General features: G+C 43.1%; 16 protein-coding genes. 7 read left to right on the top strand and 9 right to left on the bottom strand.

What is annotated here, in order from left to right:
• Window positions 1–398: 398 nt before the first annotated feature.
• The 3 genes from HMPREF9304_RS00175 to HMPREF9304_RS00165 all read left to right on the top strand — a co-directional run bounded on the left by HMPREF9304_RS00175 (window position 399) and on the right by HMPREF9304_RS00165 (window position 4,814).
• Window positions 399–2,786, top strand: coding sequence for a TonB-dependent receptor (locus tag HMPREF9304_RS00175; RefSeq protein ID WP_197061613.1), 2,388 nt, complete (start codon window positions 399–401; stop codon window positions 2,784–2,786).
• Window positions 2,787–2,834: 48 nt separating this feature from the next.
• Complete coding sequence (locus HMPREF9304_RS00170) at window positions 2,835–4,076, top strand: DUF4374 domain-containing protein (RefSeq protein WP_036925455.1); 1,242 nt, start codon at window positions 2,835–2,837, stop codon at window positions 4,074–4,076.
• A gap of 93 nt (window positions 4,077–4,169) precedes the next feature.
• Entirely contained in the window at window positions 4,170–4,814 is a 645-nt protein-coding gene (locus HMPREF9304_RS00165; protein ID WP_036925452.1) for a TetR/AcrR family transcriptional regulator, read from the top strand.
• Window positions 4,815–4,900: 86 nt separating this feature from the next.
• Here the strand turns inward: HMPREF9304_RS00165 and HMPREF9304_RS00160 are convergent, their stop codons facing one another.
• A complete protein-coding gene (locus HMPREF9304_RS00160; RefSeq protein ID WP_036925449.1) occupies window positions 4,901–5,455 on the bottom strand; it encodes a sugar O-acetyltransferase in 555 nt (184 codons plus the stop codon).
• 258 nt (window positions 5,456–5,713) lie between these two features.
• On the opposite strand from HMPREF9304_RS00160, the gene HMPREF9304_RS00155 reads away from it, so the two are divergent.
• Both HMPREF9304_RS00155 and HMPREF9304_RS00150 read left to right on the top strand, forming a co-directional pair.
• Complete coding sequence (locus tag HMPREF9304_RS00155) at window positions 5,714–6,430, top strand: Bax inhibitor-1/YccA family protein (RefSeq protein ID WP_036925447.1); 717 nt, start codon at window positions 5,714–5,716, stop codon at window positions 6,428–6,430.
• A 90-nt stretch (window positions 6,431–6,520) separates the two neighbouring features.
• A complete protein-coding gene (locus HMPREF9304_RS00150) occupies window positions 6,521–7,144 on the top strand; it encodes an RNA polymerase sigma factor (protein ID WP_036925446.1) in 624 nt (207 codons plus the stop codon).
• A 69-nt stretch (window positions 7,145–7,213) separates the two neighbouring features.
• Here the strand turns inward: HMPREF9304_RS00150 and HMPREF9304_RS00145 are convergent, their stop codons facing one another.
• From HMPREF9304_RS00145 to HMPREF9304_RS00110, 8 genes are all read right to left on the bottom strand, one after another.
• Window positions 7,214–9,769, bottom strand: coding sequence for a glycoside hydrolase family 3 C-terminal domain-containing protein (locus HMPREF9304_RS00145; RefSeq protein WP_036925443.1), 2,556 nt, complete (start codon window positions 9,767–9,769; stop codon window positions 7,214–7,216).
• An 80-nt stretch (window positions 9,770–9,849) separates the two neighbouring features.
• Window positions 9,850–12,009, bottom strand: coding sequence for an alpha-N-acetylglucosaminidase (locus HMPREF9304_RS00140; RefSeq protein ID WP_081953612.1), 2,160 nt, complete (start codon window positions 12,007–12,009; stop codon window positions 9,850–9,852).
• 9 nt (window positions 12,010–12,018) lie between these two features.
• A complete protein-coding gene (locus HMPREF9304_RS00135; protein WP_197061612.1) occupies window positions 12,019–12,891 on the bottom strand; it encodes an endonuclease/exonuclease/phosphatase family protein in 873 nt (290 codons plus the stop codon).
• A gap of 102 nt (window positions 12,892–12,993) precedes the next feature.
• Window positions 12,994–14,775, bottom strand: coding sequence for a RagB/SusD family nutrient uptake outer membrane protein (locus tag HMPREF9304_RS00130; RefSeq protein WP_008124839.1), 1,782 nt, complete (start codon window positions 14,773–14,775; stop codon window positions 12,994–12,996).
• Window positions 14,776–14,787: 12 nt separating this feature from the next.
• Window positions 14,788–18,366: a TonB-dependent receptor gene (locus HMPREF9304_RS00125; RefSeq protein WP_231564421.1), complete on the bottom strand. Its 3,579-nt coding sequence runs from the start codon at window positions 18,364–18,366 to the stop codon at window positions 14,788–14,790.
• 67 nt (window positions 18,367–18,433) lie between these two features.
• On the bottom strand, window positions 18,434–19,606 hold the full coding sequence (locus tag HMPREF9304_RS00120) for a FecR family protein (protein WP_052045774.1): 1,173 nt from the start codon (window positions 19,604–19,606) through the stop codon (window positions 18,434–18,436).
• 678 nt (window positions 19,607–20,284) lie between these two features.
• Window positions 20,285–20,656 (bottom strand): thioesterase family protein, encoded by a 372-nt coding sequence (locus HMPREF9304_RS00115; RefSeq protein ID WP_197061614.1) that lies wholly within the window; start codon window positions 20,654–20,656, stop codon window positions 20,285–20,287.
• On the bottom strand, window positions 20,656–21,861 hold the full coding sequence (locus HMPREF9304_RS00110) for a hypothetical protein (RefSeq protein ID WP_036925437.1): 1,206 nt from the start codon (window positions 21,859–21,861) through the stop codon (window positions 20,656–20,658). The genes HMPREF9304_RS00115 and HMPREF9304_RS00110 overlap by 1 nt, the downstream gene beginning before the upstream one ends.
• Window positions 21,862–22,189: 328 nt before the next feature.
• Here HMPREF9304_RS00110 and argR point away from each other — a divergent pair, with 328 nt between their 5' ends.
• Window positions 22,190–22,663: an arginine repressor gene (gene argR, locus HMPREF9304_RS00105; protein WP_008124849.1), complete on the top strand. Its 474-nt coding sequence runs from the start codon at window positions 22,190–22,192 to the stop codon at window positions 22,661–22,663.
• A 114-nt stretch (window positions 22,664–22,777) separates the two neighbouring features.
• Window positions 22,778–22,957: a PspC domain-containing protein gene (locus tag HMPREF9304_RS00100; RefSeq protein WP_028901074.1), complete on the top strand. Its 180-nt coding sequence runs from the start codon at window positions 22,778–22,780 to the stop codon at window positions 22,955–22,957.
• Window positions 22,958–23,090: the final 133 nt, after the last annotated feature.

Here is a 23,090-nt window from a genome sequence, read left to right as displayed (position 1 = left end):
CGGTTCTTCAACGGTTCTCTCACGGTTGTTCAACGAACGATTCATTTCCAACGAAAAAACAGCCCCATGACGCCCCCTTTTTTATGGTAAAAAAAAAGGACAAAAGCGACATTTGTCTCTGGTTATTTAAGGAGAGAAATCCTTTCGCTTCTCATCGAAAAAAAAACATCATGGTTCAAGATACCTACAAATGGGTATTGCAAATTTATTTTATATGCAGTACCTTTGTCGCCAACAAAAAAAATATTTCAATGGCAAGAAAGCGAAAGAAAGACAAATCTTTTAGTAGAGAATTTATATGTAGATGCATCAACTTTAAGTTGGTGCATCTTTTTTTTGTGAATTGTTTTGAATTTCATTCATTATTCAAGACTCCTCAAAAACCAAAAAAGAAAAACATGGAACAACTATCAACACATTCTTTATGCCTGCTACGTATCTTTTACATACTATGCTTGCTCCACACCACAAGTTACAACGCCAACGCACAAACACATGGTACAACCATACTGTATGGATATGTTACCGATGAGCAGCGACATATCCCCTTGAGTGGTGCCAGTATTGAAATCATAGGGACGGAGAAGCATGCCATCAGTAACGAACAAGGTAGATATGTTCTACCCATCAGCGAAGAAGGAAAGTTTACCTTACGGGTGTCTTACGTCGGCTATAAAACAAAAAAGACCAATGTAGATTTATTTCTCAACAAACAAGACAGCATTTGCATCAACATAGGTCTACATGCAAACAGTAACACACTACAAGGTGTAACCATCTTGGGAAAAAATAAGATAAGACAACTAAAGCAGTCGGCTTTACCCGTATCGGTCATAGGCAAACGGCAATTAGAGGGAACTGCCACGAATATCAATGACGTACTGGCTCGCACCGTAGGGGTAACAGTACGCAACACAGGGGGTATGGGAAGTGCGTCACGCATATCAATACGAGGGCTGGAAGGCAAGCGCATGGGCATGTTTGTTGACGAAAGCCCCTTAGGAGGATTAAATAATTTTGTGGCACTCAATGACATTCCTACCTCAATGATAGAACGCATTGAGGTGTATAAAGGTATTGTGCCCTACAAGTTTGGTGGTTCTGCATTAGGTGGAGCCGTAAACGTAGTAACCAAAGAGTATCCTCCCCTTTACTTCGACGCATCGTACGAGATAAGCTCGTTCAACACTCACCAATTATCTACTGTTCTGAAGCGTACCAACCAACGCACAGGACTGCAGTTTGGCATTGGTGGAGTGTACACCCATTCGGACAACGATTACGACATGGTTTTAGACCATTTGGATGGAAGAACCGTGAAGCGCACCCATGACAAATTTTCCAAGATTATTGGTGGTGCATCCGTGAAAGCCACCAAATGGTGGTTTGACGAACTAAAATGGGAACTGATATTTACCCACACCCGACAAGAGATACAAGGTATTGACCAATATATTCGTGAGGCTTTCAATAAGTCACAAAACATCATGACTGCACTGAAGCTGCAAAAAGAGAACTTTTTTGCACCAGGCTTAGACCTGACTTTTGAGACACTGCTCTCGTACGGACGATATGGAATGACAGATAAAGCCAAGTGTCGCTACGACTGGGATGGCAACCAGCTGCCTGCCGTATCGCCTTTTGGTGGTGAGCAAGGCAGCCATCCAAGCGATGGCGATAACAAGTCGTATGATTGGAGCGGCAAGCTCAACCTAAATTATCTCATCAATGCACACCACAGCCTCAACCTCAATGTATGTGCCAACAATACGAATATGTTTCCCACCGACTCGCTTATGGATAAGGCTTTAGGATTCAATGCCAACTTTCATAGCAGGATGACATCCACTACCATAGGACTATCGTACGACTTGACACTTTTTAATGGCAGATTTCAAAACGCATTCACGATAAAAGACTTTATATATAGTTCCGACTCACGGAGTATTTCCACTTACTCTATTAGTGAGCCAAAGCCCGTCAGCAGTTCAAAAAACTTTGCGGGTTTTAGCAACGCCATGCGCTGGAAGTTCTCCGACGAACTGTTGGTCAAGGCATCGTTCAACTCAGAAGTGCGCATACCGTCTACCGAGGAGCTTATTGGCAACGGCTATTCCATATTACCTTCGCCAGCTCTAAAACCCGAGCGCACGACAGGATATAATATTGGCTTGCTCTACCACAAAGCATTAAAAGATGGTGGAATGATAGAAATGGAGTTGAACAGCTTTTACAACACTTTAAAAGACATGATACGTTTCACACCCGACATGATACCTACCATGGCTCGATATAGAAACTTTGGTGAAGTGCAAACCATGGGAATAGAGTTAGAAGCCAAAGGAGACGTATTGCCCATGCTCTATCTATATGCCAACACCACATACCAAGACTTGCGTGACAAGCGAAAGATGGTTCCCGGCACAGTGGTGGAAAACCCCACCTACAACATGCGTATTCCAAATGTACCTTACTTCATGGCTAATGGAGGGCTGGAATATCATCAGGAGAATATCTTTGGCGGTCGAGGACAGAATACCCGCATCATGGTTGACGCCTCATATATACACCAATATTACTACGATTTTGAGATGAGCAAATATCAAGAGCGCAAAATACCCACCTCTATGATAGTGGATGCTGCCATAGAACACACATTACAGAACAGTACATGGAGCTTTACGCTAAAGGTTAAGAATATAGCCAACCGCCGCGTCGTATCCGATTTGAATTGTCCTTTGCCTGGGCGGTCTGTAGCTTTCAAAGTAAGATATTTATTAAAGTAATATTTATAGTATCAATTCATTAATTATATCATTAAAACAAAAAAACGTATGAAAATCAAGATGTTATTGTCAGCCATTGCTCTTACCGTACTGGCTGCATCGTGTGGTAGCGACGACAACGCTACGTCCCAATCAAAGAAAAATACTGGTGCCAATGCTTTCCAAGGCATTGTTTTTGCAACAGGAGTTACCAACCCCGAAGGCAACAACGGCAGCGTGTACATGCAAGCACTTGCCGACATGACACCCGGAAAGTACAATAACAAAAACGCCACACCCACAGGATTTGGTTCAACACCTATCATCACACCAAGTGGTAATCTATATTCCTTCCCCGATTATATGGGGAACTCCAAGGCAGAGATTACCCGATACAACATTGATGCGCAAGGCAACTTTGTACAAAAAGGCACACTGTCCATCCCTGCAGGAGCTGCTGCCAGCAATGTAGTAGAACTGAATGAAGAAAAGGCTTACGTTAGTTTTCAAGGTTTGGGGAAAATCATGGTATTTAATCCGCAAACCATGAAAAAACTGACAGAGATAGACCTTAACTCTTTAGCACACAAAGACACCAAGGTAGCCCCAGCTGCCATGATTATCCGAGACGGCATGCTGTTTGTTGGGCTTAATCAGTTTAATGCACAGTGGATGCCAACCTCCAACACCATAGAGCTTGCCATGATTGACACAAAGACAGACCAAGTAAAAAAGCACATTACCAACACATCTTTAGGCATGAGTTTTGCAACACGCCCCGTAGACGCCAATTCTATCTTCATGGATGAGAACAAAGACATATACTTCAACTGCATTGGGTCATTTGGCTTTATGCCTCAACTTCCTGGAGGCATTGCCCGCATTAAGAACGGAAGCGAAGAGATAGACCCCACATACTGCATTCGGTTCGACCAAACAGAAGTAAAAGGCTTATCGGTCAAGAAGGGTGAATTTGCTGCAACCATGTTCTACGAAGGTAAAGGCAAACTATACGCTTATCTAAACGCTTATGGCTTAGATCCTAACGCCATGAGCAATCCGTATCTATCAATGACCAACGTACCCGTGGAGATAGATTTATACAAAAAAAGTATTACCAAGATAGAGGGCATGGAGGTTGGCAACCCTCAAGGAACAGCCATTGGTAAACACAAAAATTTAATTGTATTTGGGAGTGCCAACAAAAAGGCAAATGGCTTTTACACCTACAATCCAGAAACAAAGGAAGTAAAAGGACCTGTATTGGAAGTAATGGGTAATCCGAGCTTCTTTTACAGTTTTGCTAAATAAAGAGAAATAGAAGATTGAGTCTGTTCGTCACTTCTGCTTCAGAATTCCAAAAGAACAGACTCAAACTTTTTCGCAGTATAAAATACGCTCAACATGCAGACACAAAAAGACGAAATCAAAGAACGAATCATCGCTGTTGCCCGACAAGAGTTTATTGCGAATGGAGTGAAAAACACATCTATGCAACGCATTGCATCACTTTCGGGCATTGCGGTTGGCAACATATATCATTATTTCAAAAACAAAGACCATTTGTTCAGGTGTGTCATACACCCCTTGTTAAAAGCCTTTGAAGCCTATCGGCAAAATGCCAACCAGTCGTCATACGCCACATTAGACACTTTCAGATACGACTCATACTTGGAAAGCATGAAAGAATTGGTCACATCGTTAGTTGTTCCCTATCGTAATGAATTAAAACTTTTGCTGAACGAGGCTGCCAACACCTCACTTCATCATGCCATTGACAAGATGATAGAACAACAAAGTTTTGACGGAATGAACTACATCAAACGAATGAAGCAGCAATATCCGTACATTAACGACCAAATATCACCTCATTTTCTCCGTGTGCTTTGCAATTTATGGAAAGAAGTAATCAAAGAAATTGTAATGCACGACAATCTGACACCCAAAGAACAAGAAAGCCTTATCCTCGATTACGTTAAATTTGACGTGGGTGGCTGGAAATACATGATGAACATTCAGGACACATTGGACTTAGAAACCGAAGACTAAACAGCAAAGGTTCCAATATCTGTCACTCTTGAGGAATAAAAAAAAAGACGCAAGTGTAAATCGTAAAAGATCCGAGCGGAGAAGTTTTATCGCAGACGCTTCTTTATAACTGCAGGATTGCCCACTGCCAAACAGTCATCGGGTATATCATGTACTACCACCGAACCAGCCCCGATGATACATCGCCTACCAATATGGACACCCGGACACACAATGACGTCCCCGCCCAACCATGTATCATCGCCAATACTGATGGGGTGAGAAACCTCTTGGGGCAAACGACGCTCCAAATAGTTCATCGGATGTTGCGGAGTGTACAGCTGACAATTGGGACCTATAAGGACATGATGCCCAATGCGCACATAAGCTCCGTCCAAGATAGTACAGTTATAATTAAGAAACGTATGCTCACCCATCACAATGCCATGCCCGTGGTCGCAATGAAAGGGAGGACAGATGGCAGAAGACGAAGGAATGCCAGGAACAAGTTCCTCTATGATTTCACGATAATGCTCATCATCCATCGTCATGGTTTGCAATTGGCGACACAGTTCTTTGGCATGCGCAAGACTGGCAGCAATTTCTGGGTCAGCAAAGGAATATAACTCCTCTGTGCGCATCTTTTGGAATTCTGTCTTCATCTCATCAAGAATTGAGCGGTTTGTCTAAATGCAAGCAACAGTCCACCAGTAATTCGCACTAACAGTGTTCATCGTGCCCGTTGCTTTGACCTCATCATTTTTGTAAGGTATCTATGATGCCTACAAATATAAGAATTATTGTGGACAACGAGGGCTAAGATTGTTAATTATTGTAGTTTTTAATGGAAAAATGGCATGGCGTTTGCATGTTTGTTATAAATCATTTATCTTAGCAAAAAAATAAGAAGTAAATTATTTATGGAAATAAAAGAGTTAGAAAAACTAATTAGAGAAAAGGAAGGTTCGTTGTCATTGGCATTCCCTGCCTTGATGCGCAAAGTATATGTATGGATGACATTGGCTTTGGTCATCACTGGCATAACGGCATACGGAGTGGCATCATCGCCCAATATCATGATGTGGCTGGTACAGAAGCCTGCAATTTTGTGGGGACTGATTATTGCCGAACTGGCATTGGTGCTAACGGTATCCGCAGCCATCAACCGACTCTCGCTGACGACAGCGACCCTGTTGTTTGTGCTTTATTCGGTACTCAATGGTGCCACCTTGTCACTTATTTTTATGGCGTACACCCTTACATCGATAGCCAGCGTGTTCTTCATCACGGCAGGAACTTTTGGAGTCATGGCAGCCTATGGATATTTTACCAAGCGTGACCTTACCTCATTAGGAAAGTTATTGCTCATGGCACTGATTGGGCTTATCATTGCCAGCGTGGTAAATATCTTCTTCGTGAAGAGTAGTGGCTTTGACTTGATTGTAAGTTACATCGGTGTTTTGATATTCGTAGGACTGACCGCCTATGACACTCAGAAGATTAAGCAAATGCTTGCCCTACAAACAGACATGGGCGAAGGCGCACAGAAGATTGCACTCATGGGTGCACTGTCATTGTACCTTGATTTTATCAACCTGTTCTTGTATTTGCTGAGGATTTTTGGAAAGAGAGACTAAGGCATAAGAATTACGGGAAGCGAGCAGCATTCCTCAAAACATACCTGCTACAACCTACCGAATTCTTGTCAATGGCAGGTGTTTCTTATCATGCACAAAGACGGTAAAAACTTTCAACGTGAACACTATTGGCGTCTATTTGTGAATAGTGACAGCGAGGAGAATCGTGCAGAATCATTCTCCTCGCTGTACCGCCTTTTTGTGAAAGAACTAATGGCATATGGGCGAGGTCTTGGTTTTGAAACTGTTAGTTGTGAGGATGGCGTTCACGATGTATTTTGTACTCTTTACTCACACCGCAAACGACTGAAAGACGTTACCAACATTACAGCTTACTTATTCAAGTCGTTTAGGAACACTTTACTGAACACCTATAAGCAGAAAGCACACATAAGCGACATGGAGACTACCCAAATACACTTTTCCACAGAGGTAAGCGTTACGGACACATTGATAAGCGAGGAGCAACGCCAAGACGTGTCAAAAACGGTTGCCAAGCTATTAGAAGGACTTACCGACCGGCAGCGCGAAGCCATTTACCTGCGCTACATGCACGGCATGGACTATCATGATATTGCCCTACTGATGAACATGCATCCCGATTCCGTACGAAAAATTGTGTATAGAGCCATGACTACATTACGCGAAAAGGGCAAACAGCTGCACAATCCGCTGCTGTCCGCCCTCATTACCTATTGGCTTGCCACATCGTAAGCAAGCCCTACAACAATCCCCTTAAAGATACCTACAGGCAATCCTGCCATCAGGCTGCCATAAAATTGTCTAAAGCTTGATTGACCCCCTAAGCCTCACATCTGCCGAGGAAGCCCCAACTAAAATATCAAATTTTCCGTGTTCCAACACCCATGCATGACGCTTGGGATGGTAATACTTAAATGCGTCATCTCGCAAAAGCATTTCCACATGTCTGGTCTCACCAGCCTTCAGAAAGACCTTGGCAAAATTCTTTAGCTCCTTGTAAGGTCTGTCAACCATAGCAACGGGGTCGTGCACATACAATTGTACCACTTCAGCTCCGTCTTGTCTTCCCGTATTGGTAATATCAAAAGCAACCTTTACCATTCCTTTTTTCTTGTCTGTAACAACTAAGCTCAGATTGTCGTAAGCAAACGTCGTGTAAGACAATCCGTGTCCAAAGGCAAACAAAGGTTTGATGCCCTTGCGCTCATATCCGCGGTATCCTACATAAATACCTTCTCGATAAAACACCTTACGCAACATTCGCGTTTCATCGTAATTGCCACAGGCAGGAGAATCCTCCCATTTACGCTCCATGGTAAACGGCAACTTAGCAGAGGGGTTCACCTTACCGCTAAGAATCTGTCCCAAAGCTGTACCTCCCTCTTGTCCAGGATATAGCATGTGCAAAAGTGCAGGCACCTTGTCTATCCATGCAGACATATCCATGGCACCTCCACCATGCATTGCCACAATGGTACGAGGGTTGGCTTTGATGAGAGCCTGAATAAGTGCATCCTGTCCATACGGCAATTCAAAAGACCTATCAGTCCCTTCAAACTCCAAGCTGGCATCCAGTCCACCACAGAAGACCACACAATCTGCCTTCCGTGCCAAGTCCAAGGCTTCAGAATAGTCAACTGCATGCGCATAATCCCACCCCATCCTTATCTCGGCTGGGTGACAGTTGCGATTCCAATAAGTGAGGCACACTGTATGCTTTCGTCCTTTTTGCGAAGGAATCTTTACCCATTGGTTGGCAAACGTCTGACTATGCCTCTTGTCTATGACAGTGCTGCCATCAACATCCAACCTATAACCTCCTTGTGCATCAACAAAAATAAGAATAGAATCGTTGCGTTCTGATGCGATGACTCCTTTCCACTCTACCTGATAGGCAGCACCTAAAGACCTTACCGCTGAGGCACCTTCCTCCCACCTGAAGTCAATCTGTTTGTCTATTTGGTTTATAGAATGGGTACCAGTCGATACTTTACCTGAATCAACCAACGACACATAGCACGCCTGCAAGCCACGCTTTCCTTGAGATGTTGTAAACACGCTATTGCTAAACAATCTACGTTTGTATGCGTTGGATACTCCTTCATGATATGACACCTGTGCTTGTGGAAAAGCTTTTTTGATACCTTCCAAATCAGTCACCACATACCAAGGGTTAACCTTTGAACTCCCACCACCACCATATGAGCAACCTTTCACATCATAACAATTGTCTGACACGACATTAGGGTTGGCATTAGGTCCAATCACAGCAATAGAACTTGGTGACTTGAGTGGCAAGATTCCATCGTTGTTCTTGAGCAAGATAATACCCTCACATGCCTCTTCGTAAGCAGTTTGGTTAGCCTCCTCATTATAGGTAGGCACGGAAACATCTCTACTCACTGACTTGTCAAACAAACCCAATCTGAAGCAAGGCAGTAGAATGTGGGTAACCATAGAATCTATTTCACTCGTCTTTATCGCACCAGACTTTATTAACGGAAGCAGTTGTCGTTGGTTGAGGTAATCGAACGTTCCCAGTTCCATGTCCAATCCAGCCCGAACAGATTCCAATGTGCTATGAGTGGCACCCCAATCCGACATCATAGTTCCCTGAAATCCCCATTTACGTCGCAACACGTCGGACATAAGCTGTTTGTTTTGGGCGCAATATACTCCATTGACCAAATTATACCCCATCATGATAGCCCCTACTCCAGCACGCTGTATAGCGGCCTTGAACGGAGGATAGTAGATTTCTTGCAAAGCCCTTTCGGAGACTTCACTACTGACGTGATACCTATCGAACTCTTGGTCGTTCGCCACAAAATGCTTTACTGTTGCCAATATTCCATTTTGCTGAATCCCCTGTATGAAAGGAACTGCCATTTCTGAAGCAAGATAAGGGTCCTCACCCATGTACTCAAAGTTTCGAGAATCTTTGGATGAACGGTAGATATTTACCCCAGGTCCATAAAAGACTTGAATGCCACGTGCTTTCCATTCTTTTGCATAAATGGCACCAATGCGATAAGCAAGATCCCTGTTCCACGAAGCTGCCAAGGAAAGCTGACTGGGGAATGCCGTAGCTCGGCCTTTGAGTCCCCATGAGGCAACTCCCAAAGGACCATCAGCTGTTTCCAGACATGGAATTCCCAAACGTTCGCATCCTCGATAAAAGAAGTCGCTCTGCAACATATATATTTTTTCGTTCAATGTCATTCGCCCTACCAAGTCATTCACTCGCTCACGTGGAGAGAGTGTTTTCTGTTGAAACGGTAGTGTTTGTGCAGACATACACAATGGAGAAATTAGAGCTAAAACAGCAATATATAAAGTCTGGCGTAAATAATTCATTTTTTTTCTTTGTTTAATATAGAATGATTGTCATCTGTCAATATGTTTTTTGGCAAACTGCGTTTCTCACTGCCATTGCATCATTGGTTCACTGTCACAGCTGCTATGACACTATCCACCATCAGTAGGTAATCACCTTTGGGTTGCATCACTTCATCGCCACCACTCATTGCCCATATTCGTTCCATGGAGAAAAAGTCTGGTGTCTGAGGTTCCTCTCCTCTAAGCTGCCCTGCCAACATGGCAAAAAAGGCACGCCAACGAGGTGCATAATACTGCTTCAACAGTCCTGCCCACTCCTTGTTGGCATAATCGTGAAGCCTCGTTGTCGCATCATCGGGTCCCCAGTAAGAAATGAGGGTACGAGCATTCACCAAAGCCTGCTTTTGATCCTGCTCATTCTCCCCATACTGTCTGGCTGCCTGCAACCATTTGCCTAACAAGAAGAACTTATTGGTGGACAGCAAGCTATCCTGCAAGTCAATGAGGTGTAAAAATGTCAAGCTATACCTGTTAAGAGCCAAGGAATCCTTTTCATTGTAGGCATGCACAACTTGGTTATACACATTGCGTGCATTGTTTGCCATTACCTGCCTTGCCAAATCTACCAAGTCATATTCGTATGTTTCTGAGCCTTTGAAATGTACTGCCGCTTTCCTGAACAAGACAAGAGCCTGAAGGAGTTTCTCTGGCTGATACTGCATCTTCTTTGGTCCCCATGTGGAGACACTGGTTACATGCAACGAAGGACGTGCACAAAACACAGACTCGTATGTGCCTTCCCCCTTTACCTCGAACTCACCGTACACCGAATTCGCCAACAACTGCCATGCTCGGTACAAATCATCGTTCCATGTTCCATAACGATACCATATATATTGACGCAGCAGATGGTCGACAGAAGGAACGGTATCGCTCCATGCTGTTTGCAGAGCCAAGTCGTACACAACAGGATTCGTGTGTATGCCTTCGGGCAGGATGCCCAAGCCTTTAAGCCTACCATGCTGCGAGACTGCCAATGCACGATGCGGTTGTTCTACCAATACAGGCAGTTGTCCGCCCATGTCGGTTTTCCCTCCGAAATGGTTGACACTTCCCCATATCCATGGTGTTTGCCCGAATTCATCTGACTGCTTCCATGATGCGTCTATCTCGCCCGCCAGATTGATTAACAACACATGCTTTTTATCTAATCCTGCCAATAAGGCTGGGGCTGGATTGTCATTCCAACCTTGCAATACCCATTTGGCGTCTGGAAAATGCGACAACATGCACTTTTGTACTTTCGATGCCGTGGAAGAAAGGTCTACCCCCTTAGCGTTCCCCCCTTCATGAAAAAGGTCTCCCCCAAAGTAACGCAAGTCAGCACCGTAGTACTTTTTCATATTATCATAATAAGCCTTGGCCATACGGTAGAAGAGTTGACTCTGTGGCAACAGAATACTTGGACGCTGAAATCCGTTCCATTTTCCTTGACTCACGACACAAGCCTTGGGATACTTGTCGTGCAAAAAAGAAGGAACAATACCAGGAAATCCCTGCACGACAGGCTCAATGCCCAATTGACGCATTCGTCGTAGGATTTTGATTTGCAACTTATATCTGTCGTCAATCATCTGCTGACTCATCGGACCACCCGATCCCTCGAGATTGCCCATTAGCCACCAAGCCGTATAACCTGGTCCTGGAATAAAACGTGCGATATCATTGTCACCAAGGTCAAAGGCTCGCAACGTTTCCTGCCAAACCTTCTCCATGCCCAAAGGAGCAAGCATTAGATTGACACCGTGAAGAGCCATCCAGTCGAGCTCGCGCTCAAAATCTTTCCACTTATAAAAAGCATAACTGTAGTTATAGGTGCAATAGTTGAGCGAGTAGCGATAACGAAAAGGCGTGGATATGCGAATGGGCTTGGCGATAGGCACAACACGCTCTATAGGCTTCCGATTGTCGCCACAATGCGAGATGCTTTGGTGACACACCTGATTAAGGTAATAGTTGACGGCTACCGATGCTGCGGACAGCGAATTAGCTCTCACAACGACATTGTCTCCTTCCGTAGATAATTCGAAGGTTTCCTTAGGCTCTGGTGGCAACAACTTAAAAATGACATGGTTAGAAAGAGATGGTATTTGGCGATGCACCATCTCATGTACTCCGCTAAAGTCAAGAGCGAAACAAGATGACTCATACCCCAAGACCGCCAAAAATCCTAAAAACCTAAGAGAGATGTGTAACATAACGATTGCTTATTTAAGGCGTATGTCAGCAAATACAGGATAGTGGTCTGATGCAGTAGAAAGGTCGAGTTGCTCACCTTTTACGGACAGCCGCCTTACCACGTGAGTACCTGTTACCTTAATTTTTGCCGCATGTTGCTGTCCAAGAAGGACATAGTCTATCGTCACACCAGGCTGTTCTGGCAGACTACCCGACACATCGCTTACTATCTTGAACTTCTGCATCAGTTCTGGGAATGCAGACTGTTCGGGCTTCCATGTTGGGGAATCATTAAGGTCACCTATCAAAAAGAGTGGCACTACAGATTTCTTGGCTTTGTTGTTAATGAGTTTTGCACTTTCCTTTCGGTTCATGGGATTCAAATCCATATGCGTGGCAAACACCGTAAATTTGGGAAACTTCGCCTCAATAAGCATACGAGGCTCATCCCCAGGAAGAGGTGTAAACTGCACATCGTCAACTTTCATGCTGCGCTTTACCAATAAGCCACATCCTATACGTCCTCCATCAAACTTGGCTGCCGACCCAAAAAACAGCTCATAATCGATACCCGTGTACTTGCTTATCTCTTCCAAGAGATAACGTTTGTTGCGATGTACGCAACTACTATCGAGTTCTTGAATAGCCACCACATCGGGAGCCAAAGCTCCTATTACAGAAGCAAAACGATGCGTGTTCTCATCCGAAAAGGTGGGGGTTCCGTTATTACCTTTGCAGTAGAATGAGTTATAGGTCATGATGCGTATATCGCCTGACGATTTTACATATTTATAATCGTTAGCTATAATTTCAGAACCATCATCAATCACGGCATTCGCATGATTGTTGTCTGCACCGCTGCATGCCGAAAGAGCCAAAGCCAAGAGTAAATTGAAAATCATAGTGTGTAATATTGTTTTATAGTTCATGTTAAAAGCGTTTAGCATTCACCGCATCTCAACAAAGACATGCGGTGAATATTTGTTACGATTATACGCAAGAGGTTACCAATTTGGATTCTGCGTAAGCTTTCCTCCATAGAGCGTCACCTGGTCTTGCGGAATGGGATAGAGATAGTCGCGCCCTTCGTTCCATTTCCTCGGCTTCTTCCTAATGTCATGCACAATGATGTTTCCCCCTTTAGCTCCATGTTCCAACTCTATATTGTCACCCAGCTTAAGGAACGTAGAAATACCAGAAAGTTCTGGATACATATTTTCTGTTGGCACTTGTTCACCATCGTACACACAAACATCCAGTGCATCGCTTTTCCCGTTTCCGTTGAGATCCAGCACGACAAACTTCTTTTCTGGATCAAGTGCAGGAACATACATTCCTCTGAATTGCTTTTCGAAAGCCTTTCCTTCTTTCCAACGCATCAGGTCATCATAGCGAAAACCCTCTCCAAAAAGTTCTATGGTTCGTTCGCGTCTTATCTCTAATATCACGCCTTTGTTGGGTCCATCAACCTGTGGATACCCTGTCTCGGCACTCATCAAGTAGGGGTCGGGATTGGCATTGGCAGTTGCCATTGTGAGAGGTGGCATTCCAACCCTTGCCCGCAACTTAGATATCGTGCGGTCCAAATCGGCTTGTGTCAGCGTTCCAAGCTCCGCCTTTGCCTCCGCCAGATTGAGGTACACCTCTGCAGCACGGAATAATGGGAAATCATTATGAGACTTATGCCAACCATCTGCATTTTCAGATGTTACGCCTTTAATAATCTGATATCCTGTTGTTGTAGAATTGAAATTTGGAGACAAAAGCTTTTCACTATTTAACCTTGTATATCCAGGTGTGACAATAGTCTGAGACAGTCTTGGGTCTCTACCTTGCATTTCATCATAAAATGACATCAGCTTATAATCCACCTTATCTGTAAAACGCGATCCGTCATTCATCAAATAGGAATCGACTATTTTTTTATTCATGCCTGGTTTACTTCCCGCACTTAAAAAATATTGATTGATATTATGTATCGTATTAATATCAATATTGTAGTTGCGTGCCAATATCACCTCATCCTTAATGGCTTTGTTTGATGTGAATAAACTTAGGTACGCTTTTTCTCCCTTAGCATAAATCGAATATGGAGCATTCTGGACAAATTCTTGTGCAGCATCTACAGCAAGTTGTAAAAACTTATCACTTCCCGCAATATGATGATATTTTCTATAAGTTCCTTCATAAAGAAATATTCTGGATTTTAATGCCAATGCAGACCACTTGGTAACTTTATAGAGATTAGGCTCCTTTGGCAAAAAACTTATTGCATCATCCATATCACTGCGAATATGATCCATCAATTCATCTCTACCTGTACGCAATTCGTATAATTTCGCATCTGTAGATGACAATGGTGCATCAAACCAAGGTACTTCACCAAATCTCTTTATTTTTTCAAAATAGAAAAAGGCTCTAAAGAAATGTGCCAATGCATTATATTCATTTCTTGCCATTTCGTCCGCACAACGTTTAGAATACATTAAATATGTATTAATATCAGACAAGGATGTCCAAGACCACCCTCCACCACTTGTAGGAACAGTTCGTATGCCCTGAACTTCGTCTATAAGGACTGTTGGTATTATTATATCTGAAGTTTCACCATACAAATGTTCCGCCGTTGGAAAAAGTGAATAAAACTTATTTGTCGCAATCGACAGTTCTTCCCTATTATTATAATAATTCTCGGGAGCTAAAGAATCCAACGGGAATCTATCCAAATCACAGCCACAAACAAAGATTAAGACAGATAAAATATAAAAGATTTTTACTACTTTCATGACTTTTGTAATTTAAAATGTGACATCTAATCCAAATGCAAAACTCTTGGAGTAAGGATAAACATTTCCACTACCTCCTTTTCCTGAAATCTGTTCTGGATCAAGGTAATTACTGTCTAACGCTGATAAAGTAAACATATTCTCACCACTGAAATAAAAACGTATCTTTTCAATACTTACCTTTTTCGTCAATATACCTGGTAGCGTATATCCAATTGTAAAATTCTTAAGTCGACAATAAGCCAAATTCTGAAGATATCGATTGTTTACCTTAGTGAGAACTCCCCCATTACGTGCAATTCCACCTGCTGGTCTTGGAAAATACGAGTTGGGATTTTCTTTAGTCCAATATCTATTTACAAAATCAGCCGGAATAAATGATGAATAAATTCGAGAATAAGGTCCCCAGAATGCGAAATTCTCTCCACTGGGATAAAAGTGCTGCCTACCTATACCTTGTAAAAATAAAGATAGATCGAAGCCATTCCATGACATATGTGTTGTAAAACTATATTGATAGCGTGGAAGACTATTTCCTAACTTTACCAAATCTCCATGGTTTTCAAGTGTTCCTTTCCCATTATCTATCTTTGTTGAATTATCAATATCTTCGAAAATCAAATCACCAGCACCGTTAGTAAAACGAGAACTGACAAAACTTTGGTCGACAGCTCTTCTTCTGACATCTTCTTCAGTTTGGTAAATACCCCTTACTTTGTATCCCCAAATTTCACCCCATTCCATACCTTCATATTCTTTGCCCAATACCTTCGTCTGATTGCCAGAATATCTTACCAACTTTGATTGACAATCAGACAATGCTGCTGAACAACCATAATAAAAAGGTTTCCCCTTAAGAATGAAGCGATCGTTCCAACTTAACGTTATTTCATAGCCATTAGTTCGTAGTTCACCATTATTTTCCAACGGAGCACTGTACCCATACACACCTGGCAAAGTAAGCGATGCTGCCAACATGTCTTTTGTCCTGCGCTGATACAAATCTACCGTTGCTGTAAGTCTATTTTTCAAGATTCCTAAATCAAGTCCTACATTTGTGGTTATTATCTTTTCCCATGTTAAACTACCTGAGACGGGGGCAGCAAGATCCACATAATAGAAAAATTTGTCATCGGCTATATAATTTAAGAAATTAGATTGCTTAATGTTCGCCTTTCTAATATAGGGATAGTATGGATTTCCATTAAGCCTTCCATCCGTTATTTGATTTCCTAATGATCCTATGGAAAAGCGTAACTTTAAGTTTTCTACAACATCTCTTAAAGGTGAGAAAAAATTTTCATCACTCATTCTCCAACCCAAAGCCACGGAAGGGAAGAATCCCCATCTTTTCTGTTTTGGGAAGCGAGAAGTGCCATCATAACGCATATTCAATTCGGCAAGATACTTCCCTGCACAATCATAGCTTAGTCGACCAAAATATCCCAGCAATGCGTACTCGTGCTGACCACCCTTTACGCCTCTTGCTCCAGTACCCAAGAACAAATCGTTCAACGACATGGGCAAATCTTTCACGTTTCCTTCTATATTTTTATACCTTCCTGTTTCGTGATTTACACCAGCTACAATATTTAAGCTATGAATCGATGAAAATGTTTTCTGATAATTGGCATATAAGTCATACACCAAATATTCTTCTTCACTTCTTGACTCCTTAAGTCTGTTTTGAAAGAATATTGTTGTAGCTTTATCATACTTTTCTGGTTTTTCAGAATAGGTCATATTTGCCTGTCTCGTTGTTTTATCCTTGTAGCTCAACTTATAACTTACATTCCCTATGACATGTAAATCCTCAGAGATTTTAAAATCCGCATTAACAGCATAGCACGATTGCGTTTTCTTTACATTGGCAAACCCCTTCCCCTCTCTCAACATGGCTACAAATCCATTCGTAGGCTTATTGGCAGAGGGTGAATAAGTATAAACGTTACTCCCGTCAGGGTTACAAGGCAACACATAAGGCAGCGCATGCTGCCAAAGATTGTCAAAGTTTCCACCATCTTCAAAATCATAGCCTGGTGCAGCATAATCAGAACGGAAAAGCGTTGATGTACTGGTAAGTTTTAACCATGGTTTTAATTGAGAAGAAACCTTAGCCATAAAGTTTTTTTGATTATATCTGTCAGGATTAATGGCGAAAATACCCAATCGCTGATTGTAATTGGCGCTTACTACAAAGTTAAACTTATTCGAACCTCCTGAAATACTTAAATTATGATTCCAAGTAGGTTGCTTAAAATCGAAAATATAATGATACCAATCAAAGTTTCCATAGTACCGATAGTTTCCATCTGGACCAACCACGACCCAAGAACGATTAGGATTTTCCGTCTGATCGTATCGCCGAGCCTTCAATTCTGCATAATCCGCTTTCGAATAATTAGTATAACTGCTATTGTTCATGGCCATGCTAAACTGGTCTACCAGCCGTGCAGCGTCATAACCGCAGGTCATGAAGGATGTCTTTGTGGTTGGTGCTGACCAGCTGTACCGCCCATTGTAAGTAATATGAACCTGCCCGTCCTTGTTTGACTTTGTTGTTACCAAAATCACCCCGAATCCTGCTCTGGCGCCATAAATGGCAGCCGATGCGGCATCCTTTAGTACTGATATAGACTCTATATCGTTGGGATTGACACGGTCGATATTACCTTCCACACCATCAATAAGCACCAGCGGTGCGCCACTGTTGACAATAGATGTGGCTCCACGTATGTTCATACGTGTTGCTTCTCCTGGTGTACCCGAAGCAAAGGTAATAGTAAGATTGGGTACCTGTCCCTGCAGCATTTGTCCAACACTGTTTACTGGTCGGTCTTTCAGCTCATCTGCCGTCACTGTACTTACAGCACCTATGAGGTTGGCTTTTTTCTTCACACCATAACCTACCACCACCACTTCGGCAATGTCTGCATTATCTTCTGCCAACACGACAGTGATTTTTCCTTTGGGTTTGTTGATTGTCTGAGAATGATAGCCCACATACGACACATCCAGCGCTTTCCCATCTTGCATATCAATCGTGAAAAAGCCATCTACATTGCTCACCGTGGCTATGTTGCGACCTTTTACTCTGACAGTGGCTCCTACAACAGGTTCACCAGCATTGTCAACCACTTTACCTGTCACCACATACCCCACAGCTTGTTTTTCACGGCCATGGCGACTGTTTGGAATTTCTTTTGACGCCCTTCGTTGCTCAGCCTTATAGAGTGTCACTTGTCTTCCCGTACGCCGATAAGCAATGTTGGTGCTGGCAAAAAGCTGACGCAGTACATCGTCTATCTGCTTGTTATTACTACGAAGTGTTACCTTGTTGCTCAGTTCTCCCCTAACATCATCGTTATATACAAATACATAACCGCCAGAACGCTCAATCTTACTAATGGCGTCAGCAACAGTCATGTTTGCCACATTGAGCGTAACTCTTAAACTTTGTTCATTCATGGCTTCCGCAGGAGCCGCCTGCAAGCCAGAGAAAGATAGGATGGCAGCAAGAGCCATGACCTTTGCCGACAGCTGGTAGCGCTGAGGCGACAAATCGTGAGACATAGATTTAAATAGATTCATATTAGTTTATAAATTTAGGTTAGTGATATTTTATTAGTTTTTATCATCAAAAGTTATTCTGCACTCGTTACGTGGATGGCTCTCTTTCCGTACGTTTCGAAAACTCTACCTTACTGTTATGTATAATATATGTAGCATGAGTGAGCAAGGCAATGGCATCAAGTACGCCTTCGACACGGTTCGACAGATACAACTTACCTGTAATATTTTGCTGCATTGCATGGCTATCAACTGCCGTAAGTACAATGCCATAATACTTGCCCACCTGTTGGAACACCTCCGTTATAGGGGTGTTATCAAACAACAAATAGTTATCTTTCCAACTTACATATGAACGTACATCAACCCCACGCTTCTCCATACGGTTGCCAACGAGTCGAACTTGCTCATTTGGCGACATGGCTACCGACTGTCCTGTAGTCGACTGCACCGTAACCTTTCCTTTAACAAGCACCACCGATGGTGTACTGTCATCATGGTATGCTGACACACCGAAACTCGTACCATGAACCGCCACATTCATGTCCTTTGTGTAAACGGTAAAAGGTCGAGATGGCTGATGCACCACATCAACATAAACCTCGCCATTCACCCTTATATCCCTCGCTGTTCTACCAAAGCGAGTGGGCACCTCCACCTGCGTATTGGCATTCACCCACAATTGTGAGCCATCATCCAGCAACATCGCAACATGCTTCCCATAAGGAACGGATATATTACACCTATCACCGCTCAACAGTGGTTTCATCCTGTCTCTTCCATACACGCACCCCTTGCTGACGACTATGGGATCCGCAGAGGACACGGACACACTTTTACCCCCAACAGTTAGCACGACATCTGTACCCTGCGCTTTGGCAACAAGGTTTTCTTGGTAAGCCTGATCCGCACCCCATCGTCCAAGAGCCAAATAACCTAATGGAAGAGCCAAAAGCACCAACATGGCTGCAACAGCCACCCAACGATACCATTGCTGCCGCTTATGTTGCTGGGCAATGCTACATTGAATGTTTTGAAGCAAGGTTTCGCCTTCACTGTACACAAAATCGTTAAGGCGTATGCTGTCGGCAACACGTATAGCTTTCTGTATCTCTTGCTCCAACTCAGGATGACTTTGTCTGTACTCCTCCCAATGGGCGCCTAATTCAGAATCGCCCGTGAGACGCCAAATGACAAAACTGCCATCCTCTGCCAGCAAGAAGTCTTCGTAAGACTTAGGTATTTGTTCTTCAGTATCCATGGTTACTCAAAAATTTAACGGTAAGACAACGTAAGTAAGAATTTGTAGACACACAAGCACGATTTTTCTTCAGAAATAACATCTTTTAACAGAGAGACAAGATGTTAGAGTCCATCTTTTCACCAGTGGTAAAACTTTGCCACACCTCCATCTTTTTTATAAACGTAAATGACAAAAAATATTGATGAAAACTTGTGAAATAGGAAAGAAGAACCTGTAAACGAGACAAGGAATATGTTTTTTGTCAAAGAGAATGCTTTTGGCGTACTAAAGCATTGAGTCAAGGCAACAATTGCATGTATATAAGCCTCCTTCTAAGCTACTATTGAACCACTAAAGCATTGATTCAGCACACTTTCAGCTGTTTTTCTATGCAAAATAGGAACCGAAAATGACCAAACTTCGGTGATATAGTTATGATACTCTCGCTCTCCTCCATCGATAAAAGCCACCCATATTTTATGAATTTAGGAAAGGCGGAAAGACAGGTTTCAAATATTCAAAATATGCTATACCATTTGTCCAGCAATTTGGCAGTTACCTTCCTCTACCTGACAATCAATGATATTTGAACATCAAGCAACTCATCAGGAAGGGTAGATATTAAAAGTGGCGCACTTCTCCTCTCTCAACCTTAAGCATTATATTCGTCAAGTCATGACAAGACAAGAAGCCTTATCATCCCTGCATGAAGCGTTGCCTGTCCACGATAAAGCGGAGATGCTCGCCCTCGCCAATCACTTCACCATTCTCCTTTGCGACAACATGGAATGAGAGCTTGCGGCGGTCTACCTTTGTTAAGGTTGCTGTAGCCTCTACAGTTGCACCGAGCTTGCTGGGCTTGACATGCGATGCACCGAGATAACCTCCCACTGTGGTTTGCCCCTCATCCAATTCGTTTGCCACAGCCAACATGGCAGCGTTCTCCATGAGTGCCAACATGGCAGGTGTACCCAACACGGGAAGATCGCCAGAACCCAAGGCTTGCGCCGTATAGGCTTCGGTAACGGTTAAAACACTGGTATGCGATAATCCTTCTTTTAATATCATCATTCTTTCGATTTAAGATTTGCTTTTTTCAGTTTCATGGTCACAGTGACACTGGTAGGAAACATATAACTCCAGTCATTGCGCTCAAAAAGTGTCTGTCGCATCGTGGATTCCTTGCGCTTCAGACGTCCTTTGAACAACACTCGCTTGCCGTATTTAACAGTGACGAACTTATCCAAATCCACCAACTCGTCATTGAGATAAAGCGTAAGCGTTGTGTAATCACACTGCGTGATGTGGACACAATTGCCTTGGATATAAGCCCTGAGCATTTTACCCGGTGCCAATTCTGCTGGTGGCACGCCCAACCAATAGAAATAAGGCTTCACCACTTCGGCTTGTTGCCAAACAATCTTCTTTGGATATGGATTGCGTCTGAACTTTGTCATCCATGGCACGGCAGCAGAATCAACCCGATTCATCCAATGCCCCACACCTTTTATAATATGTGTTTGATGAACATATCCCAAAGGGTCGTGCTGCTGCAGCGAGTCCATTTGTAATCCTCGCTGTGCTGCCAACGTATTACGATTGTAAGCAGCATCGTGTTCACCACACCAAATCATGAAAGGCGTGTTGCGCAAATTCAGCAATGACACATCCCCCGGATGTCCTGCCATCATCGAAGCTGCTGCCCACGAGTCTGCCATGCGTGGAGCCATACGCCACACGCCATCGCCACCAGCCGAATAGCCCATAAGATACACCTTGTCGGGATTGACGCCCTCGAAAGCCACACACATCTGAATGAGTTGTTCGTAGAGCGGGTCGATGCCTTTGTGACACCACATATCCCACAAATTCCATGGCGCACGAGGTGCCACATAAACCGCCTGTTGGGGACGGTAAAGATATTTTTGGTTCTCCCACTGCTGGTTGTTCGTCTCTTGAGTCGTTCCACCACCCCCATGCAGTGAGATAAACAAGCTGTAACCATCGGCAGGTTTTTCACCGTAGGTCACCCACCACAACGGCATTATAACGCCATTATGGGTCAGCGTACGCTGACGGTAATAAAGTCCTAACCGTGCCTTGGTGAGCTTTACCCAATCTTTCTTCAATCGCTCTCCCACCAGTGCCACTTCGGGCTTAGCCATCGCACGTTCACGCATGGCACGCTTTGACTGTCCAAACAGGTGAAGACTGAAACAACAGAACCCTATCAGACAAAGGCTCCATTTTGCATTTAGTTGAACCAATTTCATCGTTTCATGATTTGCTGTTGGACAAAGATACTACTTTTTTTACAATGCAATGCGTTACGTTCCAAAATACTTGTCTCTTTTCAAAGGACCTCCAACTACCTGAATACTTCCAAACAGCACGCCAGTCCTATCGGCTCAAACAACGGATAAAGCAGAGAGGAGAGCATACGATACCAACATATCTATGCAATGACAGCATTGGAAACGACAAATTTATCAATCGTTTTTGTTAATAATTGTCGAAATAAAGCTTTTTTAGCGATAAATTACTTGCCTATTATGCAGATATTTTTAATTTTGTGAATAGAAACGTATAAAGTTACAATAAATGAGATTTAAGAACGACAGACTTGAAGCAATTAAGCTACTCATATCGAGCCAAGAAATAGGAAGTCAGAAAGAATTGTTGGAAGCCTTAGAGGCAGAAGGATTTATTGTTACACAAGCGACATTGAGCCGCGACCTTAAACAGCTGAAAGTGGCAAAAGCCGCCAGCATGAACGGCAGATACGTATATGTACTTCCCAATGAGACGATGTACCGCAGGGTACAGAAGCCTCTTCCCGCTCGCGAAATGATGTTGACACCTGGGTTTCTGTCCATCCAGTTTTCTGGGAATATTGGAGTCATCAAAACACGCCCAGGTTACGCCAGCAGTATCGCTTATAACATTGACAACAGTAACATACCCGAGATATTAGGAACCATAGCTGGCGACGACACCATAATGATTGTGGTGAAAGAAGGAGTCCAAGAATTTGAAATCATAGACTTGCTCCACGAGTTAGTTTTCAAGATGTAAGTCATTTCAGCCAAACATTTTGTGCATTCCTTACCCCAAAACAGGGAAGCACAGACTGCATAGGTGGCAACACGATACACTTCTAAACACTCACTAAAAGAAAGGAAAAGAAAAATGAAAAAACTGACATTGTCAAATGACAAAAAGATTGGTGGCGTATGTGGCGGAATTGCCGAATATTTTGATTTAGACAAAACATTAGTTCGTGCGCTTTATGCCGTTATCACCTTGTTCACCGCTTTTAGCGGAGTGATTCTCTACATTCTTTTGTGGATGATTCTTCCAAAGAAATAACATGGCATTGCCAACCCTTTCCAAACATATCGACTCGGTGTGTACGCTGCGTCGGTGTAAAAGGGGGGAGTATGTCCGCAAGATTTGGTAAAGGCTAAGAAATGAATACTTCAATTTCTCTCGATATCTTATA

It is taken from the genome of Hoylesella timonensis S9-PR14 (assembly GCF_000762405.1).
In the GTDB taxonomy this organism is placed as follows: domain Bacteria; phylum Bacteroidota; class Bacteroidia; order Bacteroidales; family Bacteroidaceae; genus Prevotella; species Prevotella timonensis_A.
This window is presented reverse-complemented; position numbering and strand designations above follow the sequence as displayed.

What these genes read in the sequence shown, in the direction of transcription:
- HMPREF9304_RS00155 (WP_036925447.1), top strand. Translation starts at nt 5,714, where the DNA reads ATGGAAATAAAAGAGTTAGAAAAACTAATTAGAGAAAAGGAAGGTTCG.
- HMPREF9304_RS00115 (WP_197061614.1), bottom strand. Translation starts at nt 20,656, where the DNA reads ATGATATTAAAAGAAGGATTATCGCATACCAGTGTTTTAACCGTTACC.
- HMPREF9304_RS00150 (WP_036925446.1), top strand. Translation starts at nt 6,521, where the DNA reads ATGCACAAAGACGGTAAAAACTTTCAACGTGAACACTATTGGCGTCTA.
- HMPREF9304_RS00135 (WP_197061612.1), bottom strand. Translation starts at nt 12,891, where the DNA reads ATGATTTTCAATTTACTCTTGGCTTTGGCTCTTTCGGCATGCAGCGGT.
- HMPREF9304_RS00130 (WP_008124839.1), bottom strand. Translation starts at nt 14,775, where the DNA reads ATGAAAGTAGTAAAAATCTTTTATATTTTATCTGTCTTAATCTTTGTT.
- HMPREF9304_RS00160 (WP_036925449.1), bottom strand. Translation starts at nt 5,455, where the DNA reads ATGAAGACAGAATTCCAAAAGATGCGCACAGAGGAGTTATATTCCTTT.
- argR (WP_008124849.1), top strand. Translation starts at nt 22,190, where the DNA reads ATGAGATTTAAGAACGACAGACTTGAAGCAATTAAGCTACTCATATCG.
- HMPREF9304_RS00125 (WP_231564421.1), bottom strand. Translation starts at nt 18,366, where the DNA reads ATGAATCTATTTAAATCTATGTCTCACGATTTGTCGCCTCAGCGCTAC.
- HMPREF9304_RS00145 (WP_036925443.1), bottom strand. Translation starts at nt 9,769, where the DNA reads ATGAATTATTTACGCCAGACTTTATATATTGCTGTTTTAGCTCTAATT.
- HMPREF9304_RS00100 (WP_028901074.1), top strand. Translation starts at nt 22,778, where the DNA reads ATGAAAAAACTGACATTGTCAAATGACAAAAAGATTGGTGGCGTATGT.
- HMPREF9304_RS00170 (WP_036925455.1), top strand. Translation starts at nt 2,835, where the DNA reads ATGAAAATCAAGATGTTATTGTCAGCCATTGCTCTTACCGTACTGGCT.
- HMPREF9304_RS00120 (WP_052045774.1), bottom strand. Translation starts at nt 19,606, where the DNA reads ATGGATACTGAAGAACAAATACCTAAGTCTTACGAAGACTTCTTGCTG.
- HMPREF9304_RS00140 (WP_081953612.1), bottom strand. Translation starts at nt 12,009, where the DNA reads ATGTTACACATCTCTCTTAGGTTTTTAGGATTTTTGGCGGTCTTGGGG.
- HMPREF9304_RS00175 (WP_197061613.1), top strand. Translation starts at nt 399, where the DNA reads ATGGAACAACTATCAACACATTCTTTATGCCTGCTACGTATCTTTTAC.
- HMPREF9304_RS00165 (WP_036925452.1), top strand. Translation starts at nt 4,170, where the DNA reads ATGCAGACACAAAAAGACGAAATCAAAGAACGAATCATCGCTGTTGCC.
- HMPREF9304_RS00110 (WP_036925437.1), bottom strand. Translation starts at nt 21,861, where the DNA reads ATGAAATTGGTTCAACTAAATGCAAAATGGAGCCTTTGTCTGATAGGG.